At 41.8% G+C, this 26139-nt stretch carries 23 protein-coding genes; 7 read left to right on the forward strand and 16 right to left on the reverse strand.

Features of this window, described 5'->3' with window-relative positions; translation table 11 throughout:
- Window positions 1-274 precede the first annotated feature (274 nt).
- From AB5935_RS13310 to AB5935_RS13340, 7 genes are all read right to left on the reverse strand, one after another.
- On the reverse strand, window positions 275-400 hold the full coding sequence (locus AB5935_RS13310) for a hypothetical protein (protein WP_022185337.1): 126 nt from the start codon (window positions 398-400) through the stop codon (window positions 275-277).
- A gap of 284 nt (window positions 401-684) precedes the next feature.
- Window positions 685-3255 (reverse strand): PL29 family lyase N-terminal domain-containing protein, encoded by a 2571-nt coding sequence (locus tag AB5935_RS13315; protein WP_038608583.1) that lies wholly within the window; start codon window positions 3253-3255, stop codon window positions 685-687.
- Window positions 3256-3320: 65 nt separating this feature from the next.
- Window positions 3321-3821: a helix-turn-helix domain-containing protein gene (locus AB5935_RS13320; RefSeq protein ID WP_032936083.1), complete on the reverse strand. Its 501-nt coding sequence runs from the start codon at window positions 3819-3821 to the stop codon at window positions 3321-3323.
- 608 nt (window positions 3822-4429) lie between these two features.
- Entirely contained in the window at window positions 4430-4711 is a 282-nt protein-coding gene (locus AB5935_RS13325; RefSeq protein ID WP_080597236.1) for a PD-(D/E)XK nuclease family transposase, read from the reverse strand.
- A gap of 144 nt (window positions 4712-4855) precedes the next feature.
- Window positions 4856-5506 (reverse strand): YbjN domain-containing protein, encoded by a 651-nt coding sequence (locus AB5935_RS13330; protein ID WP_007834623.1) that lies wholly within the window; start codon window positions 5504-5506, stop codon window positions 4856-4858.
- A 104-nt stretch (window positions 5507-5610) separates the two neighbouring features.
- Window positions 5611-6921, reverse strand: coding sequence for an acetylxylan esterase (locus AB5935_RS13335; protein ID WP_038608542.1), 1311 nt, complete (start codon window positions 6919-6921; stop codon window positions 5611-5613).
- Window positions 6922-6941: 20 nt separating this feature from the next.
- Entirely contained in the window at window positions 6942-7646 is a 705-nt protein-coding gene (locus AB5935_RS13340) for a M48 family metallopeptidase (protein ID WP_038608545.1), read from the reverse strand.
- Window positions 7647-7752: 106 nt separating this feature from the next.
- Between AB5935_RS13340 and AB5935_RS13345 the strand changes: the two genes are divergently transcribed.
- Window positions 7753-8484 carry a head GIN domain-containing protein gene (locus AB5935_RS13345; RefSeq protein ID WP_007834619.1) on the forward strand — a complete coding sequence of 244 codons (732 nt, stop codon included), beginning with the start codon at window positions 7753-7755 and terminating at the stop codon, window positions 8482-8484.
- A gap of 197 nt (window positions 8485-8681) precedes the next feature.
- Here AB5935_RS13345 and AB5935_RS13350 read toward each other — a convergent pair whose 3' ends face one another.
- The 9 genes from AB5935_RS13350 to AB5935_RS13390 all read right to left on the reverse strand — a co-directional run bounded on the left by AB5935_RS13350 (window position 8682) and on the right by AB5935_RS13390 (window position 20670).
- On the reverse strand, window positions 8682-9155 hold the full coding sequence (locus AB5935_RS13350; protein ID WP_007834618.1) for a hypothetical protein: 474 nt from the start codon (window positions 9153-9155) through the stop codon (window positions 8682-8684).
- Entirely contained in the window at window positions 9145-9654 is a 510-nt protein-coding gene (locus tag AB5935_RS13355) for an RNA polymerase sigma factor (RefSeq protein WP_007834617.1), read from the reverse strand. Before AB5935_RS13355 ends, AB5935_RS13350 begins: the two co-directional genes overlap by 11 nt.
- 62 nt (window positions 9655-9716) lie before the next feature.
- The gene (gene argB / locus AB5935_RS13360; protein WP_007834611.1) at window positions 9717-10490 is read right to left on the reverse strand and encodes an acetylglutamate kinase; all 774 of its coding nucleotides are present in this window, start codon (window positions 10488-10490) and stop codon (window positions 9717-9719) included.
- Window positions 10491-10494: 4 nt separating this feature from the next.
- Window positions 10495-12387: a biosynthetic arginine decarboxylase gene (gene speA, locus AB5935_RS13365; protein ID WP_005838815.1), complete on the reverse strand. Its 1893-nt coding sequence runs from the start codon at window positions 12385-12387 to the stop codon at window positions 10495-10497.
- 40 nt (window positions 12388-12427) lie between these two features.
- A complete protein-coding gene (locus AB5935_RS13370; RefSeq protein ID WP_007841945.1) occupies window positions 12428-12955 on the reverse strand; it encodes a shikimate kinase in 528 nt (175 codons plus the stop codon).
- Window positions 12952-15390, reverse strand: coding sequence for a type I DNA topoisomerase (topA, locus tag AB5935_RS13375; RefSeq protein ID WP_120053422.1), 2439 nt, complete (start codon window positions 15388-15390; stop codon window positions 12952-12954). Before topA ends, AB5935_RS13370 begins: the two co-directional genes overlap by 4 nt.
- 121 nt (window positions 15391-15511) lie before the next feature.
- Window positions 15512-17209 (reverse strand): TonB-dependent receptor, encoded by a 1698-nt coding sequence (locus tag AB5935_RS13380; protein ID WP_038608551.1) that lies wholly within the window; start codon window positions 17207-17209, stop codon window positions 15512-15514.
- A 23-nt stretch (window positions 17210-17232) separates the two neighbouring features.
- Entirely contained in the window at window positions 17233-20136 is a 2904-nt protein-coding gene (locus AB5935_RS13385; RefSeq protein WP_038608554.1) for a tetratricopeptide repeat protein, read from the reverse strand.
- Window positions 20137-20145: 9 nt separating this feature from the next.
- Entirely contained in the window at window positions 20146-20670 is a 525-nt protein-coding gene (locus tag AB5935_RS13390; protein WP_007834605.1) for an NUDIX domain-containing protein, read from the reverse strand.
- A 134-nt stretch (window positions 20671-20804) separates the two neighbouring features.
- Between AB5935_RS13390 and AB5935_RS13395 the strand changes: the two genes are divergently transcribed.
- The 6 genes from AB5935_RS13395 (at window position 20805) to AB5935_RS13420 (ending at window position 26066) form a co-directional block, all read left to right on the forward strand.
- Entirely contained in the window at window positions 20805-22091 is a 1287-nt protein-coding gene (locus AB5935_RS13395) for a hemolysin family protein (RefSeq protein ID WP_007834604.1), read from the forward strand.
- Between the two features lie 22 nt (window positions 22092-22113).
- Entirely contained in the window at window positions 22114-22497 is a 384-nt protein-coding gene (locus tag AB5935_RS13400) for a hypothetical protein (protein WP_005838801.1), read from the forward strand.
- Between the two features lie 116 nt (window positions 22498-22613).
- The gene (locus tag AB5935_RS13405) at window positions 22614-23072 is read left to right on the forward strand and encodes an Lrp/AsnC family transcriptional regulator (RefSeq protein ID WP_005838800.1); all 459 of its coding nucleotides are present in this window, start codon (window positions 22614-22616) and stop codon (window positions 23070-23072) included.
- 6 nt (window positions 23073-23078) lie between these two features.
- Complete coding sequence (locus tag AB5935_RS13410; protein WP_005838797.1) at window positions 23079-23393, forward strand: DUF4491 family protein; 315 nt, start codon at window positions 23079-23081, stop codon at window positions 23391-23393.
- Between the two features lie 449 nt (window positions 23394-23842).
- Complete coding sequence (locus tag AB5935_RS13415; protein WP_244057982.1) at window positions 23843-25561, forward strand: outer membrane beta-barrel family protein; 1719 nt, start codon at window positions 23843-23845, stop codon at window positions 25559-25561.
- Window positions 25562-25667: 106 nt separating this feature from the next.
- Window positions 25668-26066 (forward strand): hypothetical protein, encoded by a 399-nt coding sequence (locus AB5935_RS13420; RefSeq protein ID WP_007841941.1) that lies wholly within the window; start codon window positions 25668-25670, stop codon window positions 26064-26066.
- Window positions 26067-26139: the final 73 nt, after the last annotated feature.

Raw genomic sequence — 26139 nt, forward strand, 5'->3', positions numbered from 1 at the left:
TTATCTGCAAATTCAGTAATGAGAGGACGTGTAAACGCAATAAGGACGTTCAAGGGCTTAGTTGCGGATTTGAGGTTCATATGGAGTTTATACTGAATGGTGTGCTTTCAAAATCTGTATGGTCTTTTCAGAACTTCTTGTGGATGAAAAGAAATTCTTATATTTATTGTTGTCTTTGCGGAATACAGAATTGAGCTGTTCTGCCTTTTCTCCATTATAATACCGAGGAACTGGCTTATTGAGTAGTTGCATTGTTAAGACATTATTAAATTCCTCATTTAGGAGAACGATAAATAAAGGGCATTGCAGCAGCCACTTCAGCATAGGAACTATTCAAAGCCCTTTCAATCCGTCTGTCTATCAGTTTACGTACTTTTTTAAGTTGTTTTTGATATATCATCTCATCTTTTTCGAAAGTTTTGGCATAGGTGCATTCGTCTACTATGATTTTAACTTTTTCATTTGGGGGATACAGGTTCTATGATATGCGATAGGGGTATAAGGTGGTTTTTCTACAAAATCAAAGCTTTATTTTTTTGAGAGCTTTTTTGATTCAAATAAATTAAAAGAAAGCGAGGAAAGAAGTATTCCGGTATGCGGAAACGTCTTTCCTCGCTTGGGAGAAGTTTATCTATATTCTAATATGAAGATATTACTATCTTTTTCATAGGATTAGATAAATTATTAAACTGCTGCATTTACTGTGATTTCTACAGGTACAGTTACATTCACAGTTTCACCCTTGGAATTCTTCACATTTGTGAATGTCAATTTAATGGTAACTTTTGTTGACTGAGAAATCATAGTATCCGCAGTTGTAATCTTGATATCATAACGTGTTACATTCTTCGGATTGTCTGCAGTTCCAATATTAACTGTACGTTCTACAAGTTCTGCACTCTTAATCAAGTTGTTCCCTTCTGTTATCGTTACAGTAGAATTGTTATCTACAGTGTAAGCATCTCCTGCGAAATCTACCAGTTTGTAAGTCAAAGCACCAGAAGCAGCGTTTCTGTAGTCATAAACAGTTACTGACTTGCCAGCACACATTACTGCTACATTACCGATAACGATGTCATCACCCTTAAGAGTAGCGAAGTTAACTTTCAAGTTTTCGATACCATAAGTACGGGATGTATTTTCTCCGCTTGCATTCTTAGCGTAAGAAGTATCAGTTCCCAAGAAGCTAATCTTCAGGTTTTTAATAGTATAAACTGTGTTCTTCTTACCGTCATCCTTTAAGGTTACAACACCATTTTCGATCTTAATCTTGTCATTACCTGTTGCCGGTGCGGCATTTTCTGTAACCAAAGTAGCGTTAGCACCTTTGAAGAAGGTATTCAATGTAATGCTATTTTGCTCTACAACTTTCAATACGCCATTGCTATAGTATTGAGCATCCCATGTAACGTGGCTGTTAATTTCTTCTGCAGTCGGTTTCGCGATAGTAAACGGAATTTCGACAGTCTGACGCAGATTGCCCTTCTTGTCCTTCATTTCGATAACAGCTTTCAATGTACCATTGCCCAAAGTAATACCTGCATATTCTTCATTAAACTGAATCTTCACTTTAGAGAAGTTAGACATATTAACCTTACCATTGTCATTGCTGTTGTTAGCATTCAAAAGAATAGCGGTCTTAAACAATTTGGCTGTTACATCGATTCCGTCTTCTTTTACTGATTCGCCATATTCATTCAGCTCATCCCAAATCAGTTTCACATTGTTTGTGAAGTTTGCCATATCATCATTCCATACCAGACGGTCACCGGCTGTAGGAGCAACTTTTGCAAAGTAAGGAGCAAAGTCTGCAATGATGAATTGGTTAGCAATCTTTTGTCCGGCCGCGTTTGTGTAAGTAGCAACTGCGTTATGAGCTTGTTCTGCTAATATGATTTCAGTTGTTTCAGGAGCTTCTTTACCAAAGGTTACAGTTACAGGGTCACTAATCACAACCATAGCCGTGTTTGTTACCTGGCGAACAGTAAATTTCACTGCTTGACCTTTGATAGTTTCCTTGTATGAGAAAGTCATACCATCAATAGAAATACCATATCTTACAGAGTCAGCTTTGGCTTTATCGTCTGCCATGACCAAATATGAATCGTAGATGTCTCCGGCTTTTTCAGGAACAATTGTTACAGGTTCTCCTATAGATTCAACAGGAATAGTTCTGTCTTCGAATGTAGCACTGTTTTTATTATTAGCTTGCTTCAATTCTACACCATAATTATAAATTGAGCGTACATTTTCGCTAGCAACCAGTGATAGTGCTTTTCCTTTAATGTTTTTCTCATAGGTTTTCATTTCAGCAGGAGTCATATCCTTTAATGAATAAGGAATTGCAAAAACGCCACTTTCTGAAATAGCTCTGCTGTTGCTGATGGCATCATTGGTAGGAACAGGAGTACCGAATACAACCGGAGCTTCGTCACCTTTCGTGTTAACCAACTTAAAGTTCAGTTTAGAGATGTCGTAATTAGAAGGAACGACTTGTACATAAACATAGTCTTGGTTGGCAGTCAACATATATTGCCCCTTAGCTGGCATAGCCTTGCTTCCATCCCATGTAGCTTCTTTAACTTGACCCTCTTTATTTGTGTGCAGACCATTGAAACGATGGTAATTAATGTCTAAATTTTCACCAAGGACTACAATCTGACCTAGATCGGCAGCCATCGGCAGGCGAATCTCCAATGGTTCTTTACCATTTTCATCATAAATCACCAAGATGTTGTAGTTTGGATCTGTAGGATCAGTATAGTAGAAAGGAATATTTGCAGCAGGAGCGGTAGCGCCGGCAAATTCTTCAAATTCTGTACCGTTCCACAAATACCACTTGCCGTTTTCCTTTTTCACTTCAGGCTGAGCATCCTTGCCCGGTTCACCCTGTGCGCCGTCCTGGCCTACAGCTTTAACGGTAGTCTTCTCACCGTTGCATACCCAAAAACCATCTTCCGAGATAGTCCATTCTGTACCTGCAGCACCTGCTTCACCGTCCTTACCGTTGGTAATGGTGTAGCTGCTACCGTCATTGAAAGCAACAGTGAAACCGCCTGTGGCAGGAGTTACAGAAGTAATCCAGTTGGCAGCATTGATTTTTGCTTCCAGGTCTTTGATTTGACTTTCGATGCCATCCACGCGTGAAGTCAGCTCGTCAATGTCATCATCGTAGTCTTTACAAGACACAAATGTTCCTGTTGACGAAACCATTAAGGCTCCGAACAGGATTGCACTTAAAAACTTTTTGTTCATAATAGAAAAACTTTAAATTTATAAATTTAAAAAACTAAAATTGATTATACATATTAATCTCATTATTAATATCTTAGTTCGTTTATTACCTGTAACTCCCGTTTCCTCCTTTCCCGTGACTGATAAGACAAAGGTGACACACCCACAACCTTACTGAAAGCTGAATAGAAAGCACTTTTAGAAGCGAAACCGCAACTACGAGGCAAGTCATTCAATGCACAACGACCGAAACTAAGAAGCTCCTTGGCATATTCCACACGATAGCCGTTCACAAGCTCCTTCAAGTTACAGCCAAAGTATTTGTTTACTACATTACTTAGGTAGGTCTGGTTTGTTTCAAGCAAATCGCTCAGTTTTTTCAGCGAAAGCGAAGTGTCAAGGAATATCTGACGTATCTCAAGCTGGTACAATATAGCTTTATATATACGGCAGTCCACTTTACGAATATTCGCTTCCTTGCCGACAAACTCCTCCTCCCAATGCCGCTGGGCGGCCTTGAAAAGCAAGTTCTTCTGCCGCTCGGAAACGGCGCTACTTCGTTTACGTCTTAGAAATAGATATTCCATCTGCTCTATGTTAATTTCATTCATTCTCATCGCTTCAAAGACATACTTTATCATATAATAAAGGAACTTAAAAACGACATTTTCTATAGATCTCTTACCAAGAGATCTATAGAAAGTAACTAACAAACAATATATCAACATATTATATCCTATTTCAAATAGGATAAAGGAGTATAAAAATGGACTTGGAAGCTTATTTTTTATATAAATTCCTATTTTTTTTGCCAAAAATGTATTAGTTCTCAAAACTTTGCTTATTTTTGCACAGAAAATGTATATCTCTTGGTAAGAGATATACAAATAAGCATATATAAAAGAAGGAAATAATCAATTGTTAATCAATTGATTACTATCACAAAAAAGAGATTCTCTCCTTAAAAAAGATTCACCGAAATAATTTGAACAAACTCTTTGAACGGAAATCGGTCAACAAGTTTCAGGCATCAAGCCAACTTAATCACTTTACGAAGTCAATTTCTCCAGAAAAGAACTTAAAGAAACATTATTTCCTGAGCCGATAAACCGGTAATCTGGGCAATTTACATCAAATGCAATACCGCCCTGTTTCATTTTTAGCATTCTTCCTTACGACCTGTTTCAAATCCTTCCTAAAGACCTTTTTCGAGTTCCTCTTTAGGGTCCTCCTCACGTCCTTTCTTCAATTGAGTAGACATTACGCTATACCAATCACGGAAGCTCTTCAAATTTTCCCAATGTTCACCAAACTCCCTAGAGGTGAATTTCGCAATCTCGGCAGCCTCGAAAAAACGGTCGAATACACGGCTCTGCAACGCACACAGACGCTCAAGAAGGGAAGATAGATTACGCAGAACGAACAGGCATTTGTCAAACATGCCCTCCACCTTATCTTCCTTCTTGTTGAACTTCAGGATTTCAAGAAAAAAGAACTTAAAGATAAGAAAAAAAATACTTAAGAGAAAAAGGATTTAGCATAAGTATAAACACAAATAAAGTTGCTTTGAACCATACATCAAAGCAACTTTCATAAAAGCCGGAACGAATGAAAACATTCCTTATTTTTTCTCTTCTTCGACAGAAGACAGTGGCGTACTGTTCTCTTTATAAGCAGCAAATCCTTTCACCTTTGTCCGTTCCTTATTAACACTTTCCGAAGCGGCACTACCCAGTTGCTGCAAATTTTGCTTGATAGCATCGTGAGTAACAAAGAAATGATCGAGCATAGCTTTCAGATATTCGTCCAACTGGCCTTCTTTGGGAGTAAAGACCGTATGGCACTTGGAATGAAGCCCCACGTTTTTCTCATCCTCATCCGCCGTAAAGACAGTGGTCACCAACGAATCCACATTGACCAGATTGACAATCTCTTTTAAGTAAGGTAAAGCCGGATTATCCACACTGATAGACGCCCACCACGGATTCCATATCATGATGAACCGGGCCTCATCCTCCACCGCAATATAAAAATCATCACCTTGATATTTAAAGACAATATGTCCTTCCTCATTGGTTTCCGGCTGACAGCCTATCTTTTTGAGCACAGCTATAACCAGCTCTTCCGTACCGATATCCTCCAAGTCTTCCTTTGTCATACGGTCCAAACGGTCTCTACGTTTTTTACGCTCATGACGGATGCGAAGAACTAAAAATGCAAGCGGCCACAATGCCAATGCAATAACAGCGATTAGAATGGTGAGGTCGGTCATATCTGTTTGCGATTTAAGGGTTCAACATCAAAATACAGATAGTTGCTACACTATGCTAAACAAATATAGCAATTATAATCTTAAAAACATCTATTTCCATCGATTTATTTCAAGTGTTTCTTTATCCAACGCAAATGCCCGTATTCTGTGTCTTCAGAAGTCCAGTGCTCGTTGACTGGAGTAATCAACGCCTCTTTCGGACAGTTCAGTACATTATAGACAATGTAACTGGTAGTAGGAGGACAAGTATTGTCATTGAATCCCCATGTCATATAAACAGGAACAGTAATCTGTTTGGCAAAATTCACCACATCATAATATGCAAGGGTCTTCATCTTGGCAGGTGTATCCATATCTACCGTATTCTTAAAAAGATGAGGATATCCCCCGGCACGGCCGGCTTTGTAACCTGCCATATCACTTAAAGCGGGATGGTTTGCCACACATGCCGTAACACGCTTGTCAAGTCCTGCCGTAATCAAAGCCAAAGCTCCCCCTTGGCTCCCCCCCTGCACAATAACATTTTTACCATCCCATTCAGGTAATGAAGTCAGCAAATCAATACTGCGGACACAAGCCAGATAAACCCGTTTCATATAATAATTTTCACGGCTATCCAAGCCGTTTACCAAATAACCGTTTTCCCGACTGCTGAAAGCGCGGCTTATCTCGCCGAAAGTATCCTCATCCAACTCCGGATTCAATCCGTGGATTTCTATCTCAAAGCGGATACAGCCTTCTTCCGCATAATATTTATGCCGCATAGGCCCTTTGATCGTCTTGATGCCAGCCCCTGGAGGACACAGTACTACCGGATACTTTCCTTCCGCTTTAGGATAGAACAGATAACCATAAATACACTGGTTCTGCTTATTCAGCTGAAGCCTGATCAAGTAACAGTCCATTTTGTCCGTAGAATATTTCTTTACATACTCTTTGGTATAAGTCAGAGGGAACTGAGCCGCTTCCGCCTTAGTCTTATTCCAGAATTCATTAAAATCAGAAGGCAACTGGGTATAGGGTTGAAGCTTCTCAGGAGAGAAACCGACTTTGATATGGTGGGAATAAGTTTTACCTCCTACTTTAGCCGTCAGACGACAATCACGGAAACCTGGCTCTTTCATTGTCCCCATAGAAATAACCGCTTTTCCATTCTTCAGTTTTACAGTTCCCTTGGTATCCGAAGGCATCATGTCGCCTCCCAGCTCATATAAAACCTCCACACCATCTTGCGGAACACCATATTTATAGAACTGAACCTCAATCTTCGCTTTCTCGCCTGTCTTGTACAACCAGTCGACATGATCGGGTACAGTTACCCAAAGCACATCACTCCGATAAGGATAATTTTCGGCCGCTACTGAAAGAACGAACAAGACAGCCCCAATAAGCATGCTTAAAAATCTGTTTTTCATTGTAATTCTATTTAATAGTTCTAAAAATCAGTATTAAATCTACGTAACTCCGCACGCAAGGCACGAGCTCTCCCTCCTGTCATACTATCCAGCAACTCCCAAAAACGAGGGCCGTGATTCATTTCCTTGGTATGAGACAATTCGTGTAACAGTACATAATCCATCAAATGGGGAGGCAACAACATCAAATAACAGGAAAGATTGATACTGCCTGTTCCCGAACAACTTCCCCATCTTCCCTTGCTGCCGGTAATCTTCACACGTTTAAATGGCAAATGATACAGTTCGGACAAAGCGGATAAAAGAGGTGGCAGATATTCTTGAGCATTTTTCTTCATGGCACGGATGATGGCATTACGTACCAGCCTTTGTACTTCAGGTAAAGAAAAATCCACATTCCGCGGACAGATAATCTTGACTCCCTCCTCGGTAAAACGTACGGAAAAGCAAGTAAAGTTACCTTGCTCCAGCCATAAACGGAAACAGGGAGTATGAATACGAAAATTTAAATCAATCGGTTTCTTACTCACTTTCCTCCAGTCCTCCAACAGACGTTGCTTGTATTGCTCCACCACCTCCAGCACTTTGCTGCTTAAACTATAAGGAGGAACAGTAACATGCAGTCCGTCGGGCTTTACCCGCATAGTAACATTACGCGCCAGCTTGTGTGTACGCACTATAATACGGTCAAAATCTTTATCCGGAAGTACTCTTTTAGTTGCCATACGGATACAAAGATACAGCTTTCCAATAAAAAAAGGCAGAGATTTGCAACTTTCCAGGAATCTTCACCGTCTAATTAACAGAAACCAATTAAATATATATATTACCATGAGAACAAAAACTATTTATTTTTTCAGTCTTTTTCTGGCAATCACAATGATGACAGGCTGTTTCCACATATCATCAGGTCCGAAACCCAGCAAGAGTAAAATGACCAAAAAATATAGCGTAACTCCTTTCAATAAGATAGAGAACAAAGCACCTGCTAACATTGTCTTTACTCAAGGGAATGTGACCAAAGTAGAAGCCGACGGTCCGGATAATTACATCCCCCAACTCATTGTCATGGTCAAAGACAGTACGCTGAGTATCAGTATGGATAAAGACAAATTCAAAAACTTCAAGAGTTCAAAAATCAATATCTCAATTACCAGTCCGGTCTTATGTAGTATCAAGCAAAGAGGTGTAGGAAGTATTTATCTGAAAGACAGCGTGAAAGTAACAGATCTTTCTATCAGTGCTGAAGGTGTGGGGAGTATTGAAGCAAATGCATTAATGGCACGTTCCATCAAAGTATCCCAAGAAGGAGTAGGCAGTATCAATTTAAAGGGGCAGGCCGGTCATGCGACATATTATTTGGAAGGAGTAGGTAGCCTGAAAGCAAAAGACATGATTGTTTCTGATGTTGTAGTTGAACAAAACGGTGTGGGAAGTGTTTCTTGTTATGCATCCGGGACGATAAATATCAGTGCCCAGGGAGTAGGAAGTGTAAACTACTACGGTGACCCTCAGGTTACCGGACTAAAAAAATCCGGAATTGGAAGCGTTAAGAGCAAATAACTCATTTCATAACTCTCTCTTTACATTAAATTATCTACCAAGCAAAAAAGGATTACTGCTCACGCGGTAATCCTTTTTAAAATTATTTAGTTAGTTAATTTAAAATTTGAGAGAATTGAAACTTCACAGCCTCGAATTAAAAAGTTGTTTTAATAAGCACTAACTATCATATTTATATAAAAGCAAATGAAAATGTTCTAGTTTGTTTTCCCTGTACCGGTATCATCAACGGTAATCTTTGCCACCGTATCTGTAGGCAATACAGGTTCGTATGCCACTTGGGGGTCGGTAGTAGAATTCTGATACTCATCGTGTACCGATACCGTATCACTATCACCACCTTCCATAGTGTGTTGCATCACTGTACCCATAAGAAACAACACGGCAATCATTGCAGCCGCTTTAAACAGAGGCATAAAGCGCGTACGCATAGTCAGACGTTGTGCTTTTACCACCGGTCTTTCTATCCGGGTCAGAATTCTGGTATCAAAATCATCTCCCAAACCTTTCTCCTTCTCCACATCCTGATAAGCAAACAACTGCTTGTACCGGAGTAAATGAGCAGGCACTTCCTTCTGACGAAAGAATGAACGTAATATTTGCTCTTCCTCCAATGAAGTTTCGCAATTCCAATAACGTTCCAAAAGCTGTTCAATATATTTATAATCCATAATCCTCTATTTCAGTGTATCTTTGTTTTATTTTCTGCCGGGCACGGAAAAGGGTTACTTTCACCTGTTCTTCCGTAATCTGCAAAATATCTGCAATCTCTTTATAACTCTTTCCTTCAACATCCCTCAACTGCATAATTGTACGCTGCCTTTCGGGAAGCTCATTGACCAGACGGTGAACCAACTGTATTTGTTCGTTCTGCGCCAACCGATCATAAGGCGTCAATGTATCAGGCATCTCCCGCACTTCAGAGGTCAGTTCCAAATTTTGCGCTTCCATCTTCTGACTGCGGTCAATTGCCAAGTTACGAGCAATGGTCAGGCAATATGCCTCAATGGATTCAAACTGCGGCCATTCATCCCGCTTGTTCCATACTCTGATCATCGTATCCTGCACCACATCCTCCGCTTCAGCACTATTCAGCGTAATACGAAGCGCCAACCTGTAGAGTTTGTCTTTCAGGGGCAGAATATCGTTTCGGAAACTGATCTCTCGCATTGCTCTGTAATAATGACGGGTGAGTTACACTAAAGTTACACTCACCCGCCTGTTTTTTTGAATTATTTTTTAATTACGGTTCCACTTCCTTCACTAATGGCTGATGCTAAGGTTATTACCACCTGACTGACGCCTGCATCAATAGCAGAAAAAGAATTTTCCAGCTTAGGAATCATCCCTCCTTGAATGATACCTTGCGCTACAAATTCTTTAAACTCCTCAGGAGTAATGACAGGAATTACACTGTCATCATCATTCTCGTCACGCAATACACCCTTTTTCTCAAAACAATAAACCAATGTCACATCAAACAAGGAGGCCAATGCTTTAGCGGTTTCTCCGGCAATGGTATCAGCATTGGTATTCAGCATGCTTCCTTTGCCGTCATGGGTCAATGGAGCCATAACAGGCACAATGCCCTGACGGATCAATGCCGCCAAAAAATTGGCATTTACTTTCTCTACATCACCAACAAAGCCATAGTCCACGTCTTTTACCGGACGCTTTACTGAACAGATCACATTCATATCAGCTCCGGTCAGTCCAATGGCATTCACACCTTTTGCCTGAAGACCGGCTACGATACTCTTGTTCACCAGTCCGCCATATACCATGGTTACCACTTTCAGCGTTTCTGCATCCGTAATGCGGCGACCATTCACCATCTTGCTTTCAATCCCTAGTTGTGCCGCCAGTCTGGTAGCAGAGCGCCCGCCACCGTGTACCAACAACTTATAACCTCCTATAGCAGAAAAATCAGCCAATAACTGATTAAGTGTAGACTCTTCCTCTACAATTTTTCCACCTACTTTTATGATAGTCAATTTCTCTTTCATGTTATTATTCCAAATAAGTATATCCGTACAACCCGGAACGATAATTAGAGAGGAATTCTTTTCCTTCCTCTACAGAAATTCGTCCTTCTTTTACTGATTTGGTCACCCACGTTTCCAGTGTACGCACCAGTTTCTTCGGATTATACTGTACATAATCCAAAACCTCGGCCACCGTTTCACCATCAATTACCTGATCAATGGAATATCCTTTGTCATCCACCGTGACATGCACCGCATTGGTATCTCCAAACAAATTGTGCATATCACCCAAAATCTCCTGATAAGCACCAACCAGAAACACACCTATATAATAAGCGTCTTTTCCTTTCAACGAATGTACCGGCAGGTCATGCGATACATAACGGGTAGAGATAAAATTGGCAATCTTTCCATCCGAATCACAAGTAATATCCTGCAAGGTAGCATTTCTGTCGGGCTTCTCGTCCAGACGCTGGATAGGCATGATAGGGAATATCTGATCTATCGCCCACGAGTCCGGCAACGACTGGAACAACGAGAAATTACAGAAATATTTATCAGCCAGCAGTTTGTCCAGTTTGCGGAATTCATCGGGCGCATGTTTCAACCCCGAAGCAATCTGATTGATCTCACGGGTCACCGACCAGTACAGACGCTCTATCTGGGCACGGGTCTTCAAATCCACAATACCGTGGCTGAATAAATCAAGTGCTTCCTCACGTATCTGCTGTGCATCGTGCCACGCCTCCACCATACGGCTCTGATTCAGATTATCCCATATCTCATAAAGTTCATGTACCAATTCATGGTCATTTTCACCTACTTCGAAATCCTCATCCATTTCGGGCAAAGTCGCCGTTTCCAGCACCTCGAAAATCAGCACGGAGTGATGGGCAGTCAGTGAACGTCCGCTTTCAGTAATAATATTCGGATGAGGAATTCCATTCTTGTCACTGGCATCTACCAGCGTAGAGATAGAGTCATTCACATACTCCTGAATAGAGTAATTCACACTACTTTCACTATTGGCAGAACGAGTTCCGTCATAATCCACCCCCAAACCACCACCGATATCCACAAATTCCACATTAAATCCCATCACATGCAACTGCACATAGAATTGCGATGCCTCACGCAGAGCAGTCTTGATACGACGTATTTTAGTAACCTGACTGCCGATATGAAAATGAATCAGTTTCAAACAGTCCTTCATGTCTTTCTTTTCCAAAAAGTCAAGCGCTTCCAGCAATTCACTGGATGTCAAGCCAAACTTACTGGCGTCTCCTCCGCTATCTTCCCATTTACCACTTCCCGAAGAAGCCAGCTTGATGCGGATACCTATGTTAGGCCGCACATTCAGCTGCTTTGCCATTTTGGCTATCAGGCGTAATTCATTCATTTTCTCCACCACCAGAAAAATGCGTTTCCCCATCTTCTGTGCCAGCAGAGCCAACTCAATATAACTTTCGTCCTTATATCCGTTACAGATAATCAATGAATCCGAATCTGTATTCACAGCTATCACCGCATGGAGTTCGGGTTTAGAACCGGCTTCCAGTCCCAAATTGAATTTCTTACCATGACTAATGATTTCTTCTACTACAGGACGCATCTGGTTTACCTTGATAGGATAAATGATAAAATTCTGGGCCTTATACCCATACTCATCAGATGCCTGCTTAAAGCAGTTCGCGATTTTTTCAATACGATTATCCAGAATATCCGGAAAACGGACCAGCATAGGAGCTGCCACATCCCGCAATTGCAACTCATCGACCAACTCTTTCAAGTCGACCTCAACGCCGTCCTTACGAGGAGTTACCACTACATGACCTTTGTCATTGATACCAAAGTACGAAGTTCCCCACCCGGTTATGTTGTAGAGTTCTTCCGAATCTTCAATACGCCATTTTCTCATTTCTTCTTCTGTACAAAGAGTGTGTATTTACTATATATAATTATTTATTCAATTGCTTTCTCAAGCTGTCAACAGAGGCTTGAATTTGTTTTTTATCCTCCAGCTCATCAGCTTTAAACAGATGTTTTGCCTTGGAATAAAACGGATGTCTTTTCTGTAACGCCTCACAGATAAAATCCATCAGTTCCTCATCACTTTTATTTGCTAACAATGGACGTTGCTGCTTGGCCACTCTCAGACGGCGAAACAACACAGCAGGTTCCACATCCAGAAATACCGTATCACCACAGTCATTCATATACTCCATGTTATCAAAAAAACAAGGTGTTCCTCCACCGGCCGAAACAACCACATCTTCAAATTCGGCCACCTCATGCAACATTTTCCGTTCCAGTTCCCGGAATCCGTCTTCTCCACGCTCCAAGAACAACTGTTGAACGGTTTTATGGAAACGTTCCTCGATATACCAGTCCAAATCAATGAAATTCAGACTCATTTCACGGGCAAACGCTTTACCTAGAGTCGTTTTGCCCGCACCCATATATCCTATTAGAAATATACGTGTCATTTTTTTGCTTTTGCAGTGCCCTTTACCTTGGGAGCCGCCTTACTTTTAGCGGATTCTTCGGTTTTTTCGGACTCCTCTTCCATATTTACGGTTCCCCTGTTTCTTGAAGCCGCTTTCGTTTTACGGGTTTCCGCCTTGCTTTTCTGCAATTCAATCACCTTAAAACAAGCCTCCAGACTTAAATCCGCCGGTTCTACATTCTCAGGGATCTTATAATTCTTTTTCTGATAGCTGATGTATGGGCCGTAACGTCCGTTCAAGACCTGCATATCAGGGTCAGCATCGAATACTTTAATAAACTTCTTCTCCTGCGCTTCTATCTTATTCTTGATCAGTTCGACCGCTTCATCCAAAGAAATCTCCATCGGGTCCGTTCCTTTAGGAATAGAAACAAACAGTTTGTCATAGCGCACGTATGGTCCGAAACGCCCTACTCCTACCGTCACCGTGTGACCGTCATAATCCCCCAACGTACGGGGAAGCTTGAACGCATCCAACGCTTCTTCCAACGTAATGGTTTCCATAGACAATCCCTTTGCCAACTGCGCAAAACGCGGTTTCTCTTCATCATCGGCAGTACCAATCTGAATAACCGGACCGAAACGACCTATCTTAACCGATACCGGCTTACCGCTTACAGGATCTGTCCCCAATACTCTTTCACCCACCTTATGCTCAGTCTTAGAGTGAATGGTCTTATCTACCAACGGATGGAAACCTTTATAGAAACTGTCCATCATACCAGTCCATTCCTTTTCTCCTTCAGCCACTTCATCGAACTCTTTCTCCACATTCGCTGTAAAGTTAAAGTCCATGATTTCAGGGAAGTATTCCATCAGGAAATCGTTTACCACGATACCGGTATCAGTAGGTAACAACTTGGCCTTTTCATTTCCCGTAATCTCTGTCTTGGTAATTTCCGTAATCTTGCCGCCTTTCAGTTTCAAGGTATCATACGGACGTTTCACACCTTCACTGTTTCCTTTTTCTACATAACCGCGTTGTTGCACAGTAGAAATGGTAGGTGCGTATGTAGATGGACGACCGATGCCCAACTCTTCCAGTTTGCGTACCAGGCTGGCTTCCGTATAACGGGGCGGACATTGGGTAAAGCGTTGAGTTGCCAAAATTTCTTTTCTTATCAGTTTTTCCCCTTTGCTTAGAGGCGGCAACAGACGACCCTCATCCTCCTGCTCATTGTCATCATCATATGATTCCTTATATACACGCAGGAAACCGTCAAAAGTAATCACCTCGCCGGTAGCGATAAATTTCTCGCTGCTGTTACTAATTACAATAGTAGCCGTTGTTTTCTCCAGTTCCGCATCTGCCATCTGTGAAGCGATGGTACGTTTCCAGATCAGTTCATACAATTTCTGTTCCTGACCGGTTCCGCTCACCGTCTCATTCTCCATATAGGTAGGACGGATAGCCTCATGCGCTTCCTGTGCTCCTTTAGTCTTGGTGGCAAACTTACGGACTTTGACATATCTTTCTCCCATCAGGGACAAAATAGTCTGCTTGCTAGTATTCAAAGCCAAATCCGAAAGGTTCACCGAATCCGTACGCATATAAGTAATTTGTCCGTTTTCATACAGACGCTGTGCCACCATCATGGTCTGCGCTACTGTAAATCCCAACTTACGGGCAGCTTCCTGCTGCAACGTAGAAGTAGTAAACGGTGCCGCCGGCGATTTCTTCACAGGGCGGGTTATTATATCTTCAATAGAGAACTGCGCATCCTTACAAGTTTCAAGGAAAGTCTGTGCTTCCTCCTTGGTCTTGAAACGGTTGGACAATTCTGCTTTCACTTCAACTTCATTTCCATCAACATCAGGAACTTCAAACACTGCTGTAACGCGATAAGACGGTTCACTGACAAAAGCATGTACCTCACGTTCACGTTCCACAATCAAACGAACGGCAACAGATTGCACACGTCCGGCAGAAAGAGCAGGCTTTACCTTCTTCCACAATACCGGTGAAAGTTCAAAACCTACAATTCTATCCAGAATACGGCGTGCTTGCTGGGCATTTACCAGATTTACATCAATGTCACGCGGATTTTCGATGGCCTTTAGTATCGCTGTTTTGGTTATCTCGTGGAATACAATGCGCTTGGTCTTCTCAGGGTCCAACCCCAAGACTTCAAACAAGTGCCATGAAATAGCTTCTCCTTCACGATCCTCATCGGATGCAAGCCATACCATATCAGCTTTCTTTGCCTCCGCTTTCAATTCGGCTACCAATTTCTTTTTGTCTGCCGGTATCTCGTAAGTCGGCTCAAACCCATTCTCTACATCGATACTAAACTCCTTCTTTTTCAAATCCCGGATATGCCCGTAACTGGAAAGGACTTTATAATCATTACCCAAGAATTTCTCAATGGTTTTAGCCTTAGCGGGTGACTCAACTATTACTAGATTTTTTTGCATAATACTATGTATTCCATTTTATTTTGGGGCAAAAGTAGAAAAAAAGCAGAAGCACACCTATATAATAAGGTATGTTTCTGCTTTTTTTTCTTAAAAAAGTCCTTTCCGAATGTCTATTTAACTAAAAAACCAGAGAAAGCCCGGCTAGAACATTCAGTTTTTCAGCAGGATAGCCGTACTCATAATAATATTGTTTATTCAACAGATTATTCACACGCCCAAAAACAGACAAGTCTTTCAGGAAGGTATAACTGGCTCCCACACTCAAATTGCTGATATTGCCCAAACCAAAATCCCTGCTGCTATTCCCTTCTTCTATTACATACTCTTTCCTCTGTACATATTCATAGCCCAAATAAACCTTCAATCCTTCAAAAACCTTAGCCTCAGCATAAAAATTCAATTCAAACTTAGGCTTGGTCATTAAATACAGCTCTTCATTTTCATTGTCTGTCTTCCAGCTATAAAATGTACCTTTCAATGAAGCGTCAAACCAGTCCTTATAACCATATTTCAGTTCAGCACCTCCATATGCGGTTTTTGCTTTATCCTGCAAGAAATGAGTAAAATAATACCCGTCCGCATCCACCAGATTGCAAAATAACTCATCTTTACTGATCCGATATCCACCAAAGATATTAAACCACAAACCATTTACCGGAGATGCTTTAAAACCCAATGTAGCATTCAGTGGCACATAGGTAGAAGGCATCCGGGCGTTTAAAGACCAATAAGGTGAAAAAGCATTCAACCGGCGATAATCATTCAGTTCACGCCCTCCCAACGCATGTAAATAAAGCACATAACTATCCGAGAACAAGTATTCGGCTTTCACGTCAGGAGACACATCAATGCCACTGTCCTCCCCCGACTGCCAATCCACATGAGCACCGACACGGACCCGCCAGTCATCACTTTCCAACATATAATAAGGATTCAAACCCAGTGAAGTATAGTTGCCCATTAAACTGTCCGAAGAATAAAACAGATTATCCATCTCGAAACGGATGCCTACCCGTTGCTCATTATCCAGCTTGCCCCATACATCTCCTTCGGTGTGTACAATCTTCTCCTTACCTGTAGATGCATTATCTGAATAATCCAGCGGATATTTGATACCAAAATACTTCAATCCGGTCTGCAAAGTGAATTGCAAAGGAAGCGATTCATCTCTGGAAGAAACACCGATGTGAAAATCGCCTAAAGTATGATGCTGTTTATCAGTAGCTCTGGCAGAAGCCGTATGCGCTTCGGAATCAGGCATATAGTTAAACACTTGTGATTGCAGGCCGCCACCTAAATTCAAAGTTACCTTGCTGAAATCATGAGAATAGTCCAAACGGAACTCAGTAGAATAAAAACGTGATTTCCAATCCTCAGCATTCCAATGCTTCAGCTTTCCGTTCATGCCATCCAGAGATGCTCCGACTTTCAGGCGGTCCTTTCCGGTGATATCCCACAGATACCCAGCCTTAAAATCCACATTCCCATAATTTCCATATCCGGCACGGACATACCCACGTTTCGCGCGGTTCATAGCCCATTCACGGGTTATAGGAGACATACTTTCATACGTCCAGGCCAAAACAGGGCGCAAGGCTGTAGCATATTCTATGCCTTTCTTCATTACAGCTGGCTCCTCCACCTTAGGCAGGACATTAATCTTTGAGGCATCCATGATATTGGGATTATACTCATTCTCTACCACCACAGTGCGGTTCAACGTACTATCTTGCTGCGCATATGCAACAGACAGAGGCAAAAAAGCCAATATAATGGACAATTGACAATGGACAATTGACAATTTCTTACTTATCATATTCAGCACTTATTTTTTAATTTTTAATTCTCAGTTTTCAATTTCTCAAGTCTGCTTTCAATCATTCCGGCAATATCATCATCAGCCTGATAGTTCTGCTTCAATGAAAGCAAATATTGTTTAGCATCCAAGTTACGTCCCAACTTCATATACACATCAGCCAATAACACAAAGCTGCGTGCCAGCCAATAGGTATGCGGTGTACTTACCTCGATGTAATTCAGCACCTCCTGCTCCGCCTTATCCGTTTGTCCGCCGTCAAAGTAAATCTGGGCGACTTTATATTTGGCCTCCGCTCCATATACATTACGGGTGTCTTTTGCCAAGATCTTCAGATCTTCCATAGCTCCATCCGTCTTGCCGGCATCCAAATAAGCTTTTGCACGGTAATAATGTGCCTCGTTAGACAATTCCGGCGCCAGTTTAGTATCGGCCAGCAAATCTGTTGCGGTAAAGATAATCTCTTCCTCATTTCCCAGCATATGCGCACTGCGTAACATTCCGGTTTTTGCAAGCTGGCGACGCTCCATAGAAGCAGCTTTATCTTTCAATTGCTTGTAAATATGCAAAGCTTTTTCATAATCCTTCGCCGTATAAGCCATTTCGGCACCCATCAACATGGCATCTTCAGAATATTTGTTGTTGGGATATTCCAATACTTTATCCAAATGCCGAGCTGCACTTTCATAGGCTTTCTGGTTATAGTCTATCAAACCGATATAATAGTTGGCATTCAGGCTGAAAGCACCTTCGGGGAAAGTCTGTAAATAACGGGTAAAGCTGTTGCGGGCTTCGGTGACCTCTCCTCGCATATATACCCTTTCGGCAGCCACATAAGTCAATGAATCACGCTCATTTACATCAAAGTTGGCACCGCCGGGGATAGTTGAAGCAAAGTTGGCATACTCATCCACCTTATTCAAATCAATATAGATAGATTTCAAATCACGCTGCGCCAAACGAGCCTCCTCACTGCCCGGATAACTGGCTATGACCTGCTTATAAGCCTGAATGGCTTCAGGATACTTGTCATCCTGATAGTACAGCAAACCGATCTCGTTAGCTGCCCGCCGTGCGACATTGCTCTCCGGGAATTTCTTCACCAAAATATTGAAACGGGCAATGGCATTGGCATTATCTTCCATCTGCACAAAAGCACGTCCCTGCTCGTAAAGGGCATCATCCATGTATTGTGATTCCGGATAATCCGAAATCAAGCGGTTCAACGTCTGCACTTTTCCATTATAATCACGTTGCAAACCACGTACAAACGCCTCCTGATACAAAGAGTAATCCCCCAGTGACGGATCAATCTCCACCGCACGGGCATAATCCTGACGAGCCTGTTCAAAACGGCGGTCATAGAAGTTACAGTCACCTATACGGTTATAGGCATCTGCCTGCATGGCACGTTCATTGGCACTTCCCCTGCCCACAAAACGGGTAAACCAAGTGCCCGCATTTCCATAATTTTTCTGTTTGAAATAAGTATATCCCAAGTTATAGAGAGCCAGACCGTATTCCTGTCCGTCCTTGCTGGTGGCAAATTCCAGATACAAGCGGTAATCGTTACCCGCCTGCGGAAAACGGTCCAAACGATAATTGGATTCCCCTCTCCAGAAATAAGCGTCCGCCTTTGTCGCCTGATTGTATTGCCCCACAGCAAGCGATTGGTTGAAGAACTCCAGAGCCTCCTGGAAACGAGCATTCGCAAACGCTTGTGTGCCCAGCCGGAACAAAATCTTCTGCTTGGCCTCCATAATACGTGTGCCCGGATGTTCAATCTTTGCTATAGATTTTAAAGCAGCTTCATAACTGCGGGTATTCATATACACTTCTATCAAATAATCATTGACACGCTCCGTATAAGGCGAGTTCGGGAACTCGTTCAGAAAACGCTCAAACACGGTAACCGACTCGGCAAATGGAGAATAAGAGGTTTCATGAATACACAAAGCATAATTATAAAGAGCCTGTTCCTTTACTTTCGGGTCAAAACTGAAATTGGCTGCCTGCTCGAATGCCATGCGTGCCCTGTTCCTCTCCTTCAAGTTCAAATAAGCCAGCCCCATGTGGAGATAAGCATTCTGTGACAAGGCATCATGTACCGAAGCCATTTCCCCCAAAGTAGCGGCAGCCTTGGAATAAACACCAGTATAATAATAACTCATACCGAGTTCATACAAAGGCTTACGCTGCGGGTGGGAGACACTTTCACGGTATCTTTCCAAAGGAGGTATCGCCGCTTGGTAATCATTCAATCCGAAACAAGCCTCTCCCCAAATCCGTTCCATCTGAGGAACATCCTTTTTAGCTGGATATTGCTCCAGATACGCTTTTGCCACAGTACGGGCCTGCTGATAATTTCCTTTCACCAAATAAATCTCTCCTATATAATAAGGAACCAATGCTGCATATACGGCATCATTCTGCAAAGACTGGAAACTTTTCAGCGCCTTGTCATAGCGTTTCTCCACATAATCAATATAAGCCAGATTATAGACAGCGTCATCCTGATACAATGGGCTTACCTCTTTCAGCAAGGTAAACCATACAGCCGCTTCACGCAGATTATCTTCTTTCAGATAAGAGGTGGCCAGACGCATGGCACAATCATCTCTTTCCTTATCAGGCAAAGCCTCCAGATCACACGACCGGAACAGGGCAATGGCCTCCTTGTATTTTCCCTCCATAAAATAAGCAGAGGCAATCAGTGACAGCACCCTGTTTTTATGACGGGAGTCAGGATATTTGTCCAGATAAGCCTGTAACAGTTCCATGCTGTCCCCGCCTTTCAACTCATATTCCCGGCATACCCGGTTATATTCCTTGTCACCTGCCACATCCTTGGGAGTTATCTGCTGCGCCATTCCCTGCAAGGAACAGCCTCCCATCAATGCGGCCATCAATAAGGTTTTTCTTTTCATATCTTATCATTAAAGTTTATGTTCTTTCAAAAAACGCCGGACTCCTTCACGCACAGAATCCAGCCCGAATTCTTCGGGATTCACTTCATCCAACGGAAGCCAGAAAGATTCCGCCACATCATCCATCGCCTTTATCCGACTGGTATCTTTCACTTTACAAAGAAAGAACTGATCCAATGTATGTACCAGAAATCCTGAATAAAGATAAGTGTTGGGCAATGAGAACTGATAAACAGCCTCCTCCACCTGCAAGCCGGTTTCCTCCAGCACCTCGCGTGCCACACCTTCCTCGCCGGTTTCATACATATCAATAAACCCACCGGACAGGTCCAATGTTCCCTTTGCCGGTTCTTTTCCTCTGCGGCACACCAACAACTCATTCTTATCATTCAAGATAAAAGCTACAGTAGCGGCACTGGAATTGAAATAATACACAAAGCCACAATCGGCGCAACGCTTTGATTTCTCATTGTTCACTTCAAAGTGCGGCGAACCACACTTCGGACAATATTTGAATAGTTCCAACGGATGCATAATTACTCCTTTCTAAGTATAGACACCGCAAAGATAGCGCAAATGACAGATAATTCATTAATTAAATCTAAAAGAAGAAAGAGAAAACACAATTCTTAGTACATTTGTTAGCAAAACAAAACGTAAATTCTTACATGGAAATTGCCATTATTATCGCACTTATCTTATTAAACGGGGTATTCGCTATGTCCGAAATCGCCCTGATCTCAGCGCGTAAAAGTAGTTTGTCCAATGATATCCGTCATGGAAGCTCTACAGCGCGTATCGCTTTAAAGCTTGCCAATGACCCGGACAAGTTTTTATCCACCATCCAAATCGGAATCACCCTGATTGGTATATTGACCGGTATTTACTCCGGCGACGTGCTGGCCACCGATTTTGGGAACATACTGACTGACGCCGGCGTACCCGCCACATATGCCTATTTATTGGCTCAAACCCTGATTGTCATTCTGGTCACTTACCTCACTATTATCTTTGGCGAGCTGGTGCCCAAACGCATTGGCATGAGTGCCTCCACCCGTGCTGCCAAGCTATTGGCACGTCCCATGTACTGGCTGTCCGTCATAGCCTCTCCTTTTGTATGGATACTTGCCAAAAGCACTTCACTTATCTTCAACCTGCTGCATATCAACACAGCTGAAGAAAAAGTGACTGAAGAGGAAATCAAATCCATGATAGACGAAGGGACTGAGAACGGCGAAGTGCAGGAAGTGGAACAGGATATTGTGGACCGCGTCTTCTCCCTGGGCGACCGTAGCATCAACACCATCATGACCTATCGCAGCGACATCGTATCCATTGACATAGACATGAACAACAAGCAACTGTATGACATCGTATGCCAACACCTGTACCAAGTTTACCCTGTAACTCAAGGAAACACCCTGGACAACATCATCGGAGTAGTTTACCTGAAAGACCTCTTCGGGAAGCTGAACAGTTGCGAATTCAATCTGCGTGATGTGATCCGTCCGGCACAATACTTCCACGAAAACATGGATGTATATAAAGTATTGGAACAAATACGCCAGCACAACATCAAATACGGATTAATCTGTGATGAATTCGGCAGTCTGCAAGGCATCATCACCATGAAGGACATTCTGGAAGCCCTGGTAGGCACCTTGCCCAGTGACTCGGAAGATCCCGATATCGTTCCCCGCAAGGACGGAAGCTGGCTGATAGACGGGCAATGCTCTTTCTATGACTTTCTGAGTCATTTCGAAATGGAGGATTTATACCCCGATTATAATTACAACACTTTGAGCGGCCTCATCTTGCAACAACTAGGTCACATTCCCAAGACCGGTGAAGCCATGGAATGGAATGACTTCACACTGGAAATAGTCGACATGGACGGAGCCCGGATAGATAAAGTATTAGTAACACTAACCCATAAAAACGAAGAGGACAATTAACATGCTGCAAAGAGATTACATTATGCGGTTGCTTCAACAGTTTTTCGAAGCATTGGAAAAGTTGGTAGAAGAAAGAGATAAAAAGGACGGTCCCGAGCTGCAATTGCAACTTCAAAGCATTTATCGTGCCTACTTCAATCATCCTTCCACCTTCTATTATGATCAGGATGCGGAATATATACTGAACGAGATGGGACAAAACTATGGTGGCGAGGAATTGCTCACGCGCATCGACATGTTATCCGAACTGCTCTATCAGGATGCTTTGTTGAAAGAGTCCGAAGAACAAAAATATTTGTTAAGAAAATCGCTATTCCTGTTGAACTATTTAGATACACATAGCGATACCTTCTCATTTGAAAGAAGAGGGAAAATCGGCGAAATAGAGAAGAAAATAGGTGATTAGCTCCTCTTCTTGCACTTTTTTTCAAAGAAATCCTGTTTTTTCTTGCAAAATAGTAGATAAATTAAAAAGTATTCCTATATTTGCTTACAGATTGATAACATTAAAATCGGTATATTATGGAGAAAATTGATAGTCTCGACAGACAAATTCTAGAAATTATATCCCAAAATGCCCGCATCCCGTTTAAAGATGTCGCAGCAGAATGTGGAGTTTCACGCGCAGCCATTCATCAGCGTGTGCAAAGATTAATTGATTTGGGAGTTATTATCGGTTCAGGATATCATGTGAACCCTAAGAGTTTAGGGTATAGAACCTGTACATACGTAGGAATCAAGCTGGAAAAAGGTTCCATGTACAAAAACGTAGTGGCAGAACTGAAGAAGATTCCCGAAATTGTGGAATGCCATTTCACTACAGGTCCATATACTATGCTGACCAAACTTTACTCTCGTGACAACGAACATTTGATGGACTTGCTGAACTCAAAGATTCAGGAAATTCCCGGTGTTACGGCTACCGAGACCTTGATCTCTCTGGAACAGAGCATCAAAAAAGAAATACCCATTCAAAGCTAAGAAAGAATGGAATGGCTGAATGAATACCATTTAGGCGGTATCGCCATCGGCATTTGTACCTTTTTAATAATCGGTCTTTTCCACCCCATCGTGGTCAAGGCCGAATATTATTGGGGTACACGGTGCTGGTGGATATTTTTGGTACTGGGCATAGCAGGCATTATAGGGACTGTGCTTATCAGTGACATCTTGATTTCCTCTTTATTGGGTGTCTTCTCTTTCTCTTCTTTCTGGACTATCAAGGAGATCTTCGAGCAACGCGAACGTGTGCTGAAAGGTTGGTTTCCGATGAATCCGAAACGGAAACACGAATATGAATAGAAACTATTCTTTCCGGCCAAACCCTTTGCAATTCAATTAAAGGGCTTTTATTTCTTCTTCAGAAAGCCCTGTAGCCTGTACTATGACATCAGATGACACTCTCAAGTTTCGTGCATTCCTCATGCGCTCTTCATAAACGTTTCCGCAATTCTAATATCATACGCATCCCGTGCCTGCAACATATCAAACAAAAATTATTTCACAACTTTATCCCCTGCTCCGTACTCTGCAAACTCTTCTTATTCCTATATTTGAAATTCTTTCCTTGCATATAATTGAACTAAGGCTGAATGGAGGAACCGTGTCTAAAATATACATAAACGGCAGAGAACTTCATGACCGCACAGAATTATCAAGTCTGCAAGCCACGGACATAGAAAATGTTGAAATCCTGCCGGAAGCTGATTTACAATATAATGCCACGACTAAAGGAGGAATCATATATATCTTTGAAAAAAAATGCAGATGGTGGAGGCAATGGTTCACCCTCTTTGCTAGGAGAAATGAGAAAAAGAAATAGTCATTGGGAACGCTTGGGTCTTCCATTAAGCCTTCGGCTTGGGAAATGGAATTTTTACAACAATCTAGTTCTTTCTAATGCAGGAGATCCTTATATCACGGAAAATATAACCCATAACAGCCACCAGAATACCCATATTGTAAACCAGAATATAGACCGTAAAAATATAAGAAGAATCAATGAAACATTCAGTATGTTATATGATATAACTACCCTGCAAAGCATCGGACTTAACTGTATGGTAAAACAAGCTGGAAGCACACTAAAATCTTCTTCTTTTTCCGAAATACAAGAAACAGAAAAGGAATATACCTCTTCCTACCATAGTAAAGGGAAAGGGGATGACAAAATATATCAGGCTAGTTTGAACTATAATTGGAAATCAAAAAACGGAAAGCATACTTTGCGAACAGTTCTTGATTATTTGAGAAGTGACGAAACGAAAGAACTGAATCACCATTATCTTTATCAGTATCCGGAGAAAAACGAAGAGGATAATAAATGTAGCAACACCGGGACTGTTTCTGATTTATGGAAAGCAGAGATAAATTATATCTTCTTGCTCAACAAACATTCCAGGTTGAAATGGGGTGGCGACTATTATAATAACCATACCGGCAACCAAATGTATTACACATATCAGAGTGAAGAAGGATGGCAGAAAGAAGATAAAAGCGGGCTATTTACCTATAAAGGTATAGGTTATGCAGGCTATGCAGAATATGTATGGCAATGGAAGGAATTTACATTAAATGGCGGTATACGGGTACAAGAGGATGAAGTGAAATGTATTTCCAATAACATAGCAGGTGACAAACGCACATATCGCAATCTGTTCCCCTCCATCAAGGTGGGTTACCTTTTCTCTGAAAAGAACCAAGCCTCTTTATCCTATTCAAAAAGAATGGGAAATATCCCTTATAAGAGCATGAATCCGGCTATTGTCTATATCTCTGAATATTCTTATGCTAAAGGGAATCCGGATTTAGTACCTACTACCGAACATCGTATCAGGCTATTGTTGAGTCTGTCAAATACTTGGAGTATAAGCTACGCTTACGCAAAGTGCAAAGATGATTTATTTCCCCTGATCTATCAAGATAAAGACAATCCGATCATCACCTATACTATGCCGACCAATATAGGGAAGTCTTATCGACATGCTTTTTCAATAGGTTTCACTAAGGCCTTGTTCAGCTGGTGGACTACCAATGCCTCCCTTGATGGCGACTACACTAAAGAAGTGTCGCCCAAACAGACCTACCATATAGTCCATTGCTTATTCTTTTGTGACAACAGTCTTCGTTTCACAAATACTTTCGGTGGAAGTTTTAACTTTATGGCAGAAAGAAGAGCACGTAGAAGCGAAACAATATATCACAGTGTATACAATATGAATGCCGGCCTTTACAAATATTTCCTGGATCAAAAGTTCTGCATAAATTTATCAGTTTACGCTATTTTGAATAAAAGAAGAAACCTGACCACAATTACCAATAACAATCTAAGCAGAATAGAAGAAAATAATAAAACCCCTTATCAAGGAGCGTGCTTAAACCTTATATATAAGTTTGACTTTGGCAAGAAAGTAAAGGTAAAACGTGCGGAAAGCATACAGACAACAAGTGATAGTTATTTGCGCAAATAATTATCGAAAAGTCTTTAATTTTAATATGTTGTAAGCGTCTCCGCGATTCTACCTAGTCTGTCTTTTTTCGTTCTTGTATCTTTGCAGCGTATAAAAACGAAGTATTATGGATTTAGAAGAAAGTAGATTTAGAGCCACTTGGAAACGTTTTCTGGAAGTATTGAAAGTAGACCACAATTGTTCTTTAGCCGATGTTTGCCGCAAGCAACATACCACTTTGGGGGATATGAGCTCCTGGATGTCCCGACGGGGCTATAGCGTTAAACAAGCTAGGAAAGATGTGGTTCGTGATTATTATAATGGTGTTGCCCACTCCCGAACGACAACCTCCTCTCCTTCGTTCACTCAAATAGTACCCATCATGTTGTCGGAAGAAGAGTTCAGCCTTTCCGGGATCACAATCACCTTCAATAGAACCGCAGAATGCAACCGAACACACCCCTTGAAAAATACAGGGAACTACTTCCTGATAAATGGGAAAAGGAAAATAGCTAAACAAGGCTAATTAAACTTTTTATTTTACCACACTTATAGAATCGCGGAAACGCTTACTCATATGCAGCTCGCAACATCCTCTA

The organism is Phocaeicola sp. RTP21198st1_B8_RTP21198_201120 (genome assembly GCF_040929485.1).
GTDB lineage: Bacteria > Bacteroidota > Bacteroidia > Bacteroidales > Bacteroidaceae > Phocaeicola > Phocaeicola dorei.

Excerpts from the sequence above, each read along its gene's own strand:
- speA (WP_005838815.1), bottom strand. The coding sequence starts at position 12,387 with ATGAGAAAATGGCGTATTGAAGATTCGGAAGAACTCTACAACATAACC.
- AB5935_RS13380 (WP_038608551.1), bottom strand. The coding sequence starts at position 17,209 with ATGATAAGTAAGAAATTGTCAATTGTCCATTGTCAATTGTCCATTATA.
- AB5935_RS13330 (WP_007834623.1), bottom strand. The coding sequence starts at position 5,506 with ATGACCGACCTCACCATTCTAATCGCTGTTATTGCATTGGCATTGTGG.
- AB5935_RS13385 (WP_038608554.1), bottom strand. The coding sequence starts at position 20,136 with ATGAAAAGAAAAACCTTATTGATGGCCGCATTGATGGGAGGCTGTTCC.
- AB5935_RS13310 (WP_022185337.1), bottom strand. The coding sequence starts at position 400 with ATGATATATCAAAAACAACTTAAAAAAGTACGTAAACTGATAGACAGA.
- argB (WP_007834611.1), bottom strand. The coding sequence starts at position 10,490 with ATGAAAGAGAAATTGACTATCATAAAAGTAGGTGGAAAAATTGTAGAG.
- AB5935_RS13420 (WP_007841941.1), top strand. The coding sequence starts at position 25,668 with ATGGATTTAGAAGAAAGTAGATTTAGAGCCACTTGGAAACGTTTTCTG.
- AB5935_RS13410 (WP_005838797.1), top strand. The coding sequence starts at position 23,079 with ATGGAATGGCTGAATGAATACCATTTAGGCGGTATCGCCATCGGCATT.
- AB5935_RS13315 (WP_038608583.1), bottom strand. The coding sequence starts at position 3,255 with ATGAACAAAAAGTTTTTAAGTGCAATCCTGTTCGGAGCCTTAATGGTT.
- AB5935_RS13395 (WP_007834604.1), top strand. The coding sequence starts at position 20,805 with ATGGAAATTGCCATTATTATCGCACTTATCTTATTAAACGGGGTATTC.
- AB5935_RS13370 (WP_007841945.1), bottom strand. The coding sequence starts at position 12,955 with ATGACACGTATATTTCTAATAGGATATATGGGTGCGGGCAAAACGACT.
- AB5935_RS13335 (WP_038608542.1), bottom strand. The coding sequence starts at position 6,921 with ATGAAAAACAGATTTTTAAGCATGCTTATTGGGGCTGTCTTGTTCGTT.
- topA (WP_120053422.1), bottom strand. The coding sequence starts at position 15,390 with ATGCAAAAAAATCTAGTAATAGTTGAGTCACCCGCTAAGGCTAAAACC.
- AB5935_RS13340 (WP_038608545.1), bottom strand. The coding sequence starts at position 7,646 with ATGGCAACTAAAAGAGTACTTCCGGATAAAGATTTTGACCGTATTATA.
- AB5935_RS13400 (WP_005838801.1), top strand. The coding sequence starts at position 22,114 with ATGCGGTTGCTTCAACAGTTTTTCGAAGCATTGGAAAAGTTGGTAGAA.
- AB5935_RS13345 (WP_007834619.1), top strand. The coding sequence starts at position 7,753 with ATGAGAACAAAAACTATTTATTTTTTCAGTCTTTTTCTGGCAATCACA.
- AB5935_RS13350 (WP_007834618.1), bottom strand. The coding sequence starts at position 9,155 with ATGGATTATAAATATATTGAACAGCTTTTGGAACGTTATTGGAATTGC.
- AB5935_RS13405 (WP_005838800.1), top strand. The coding sequence starts at position 22,614 with ATGGAGAAAATTGATAGTCTCGACAGACAAATTCTAGAAATTATATCC.
- AB5935_RS13320 (WP_032936083.1), bottom strand. The coding sequence starts at position 3,821 with ATGGAATATCTATTTCTAAGACGTAAACGAAGTAGCGCCGTTTCCGAG.
- AB5935_RS13390 (WP_007834605.1), bottom strand. The coding sequence starts at position 20,670 with ATGCATCCGTTGGAACTATTCAAATATTGTCCGAAGTGTGGTTCGCCG.
- AB5935_RS13355 (WP_007834617.1), bottom strand. The coding sequence starts at position 9,654 with ATGCGAGAGATCAGTTTCCGAAACGATATTCTGCCCCTGAAAGACAAA.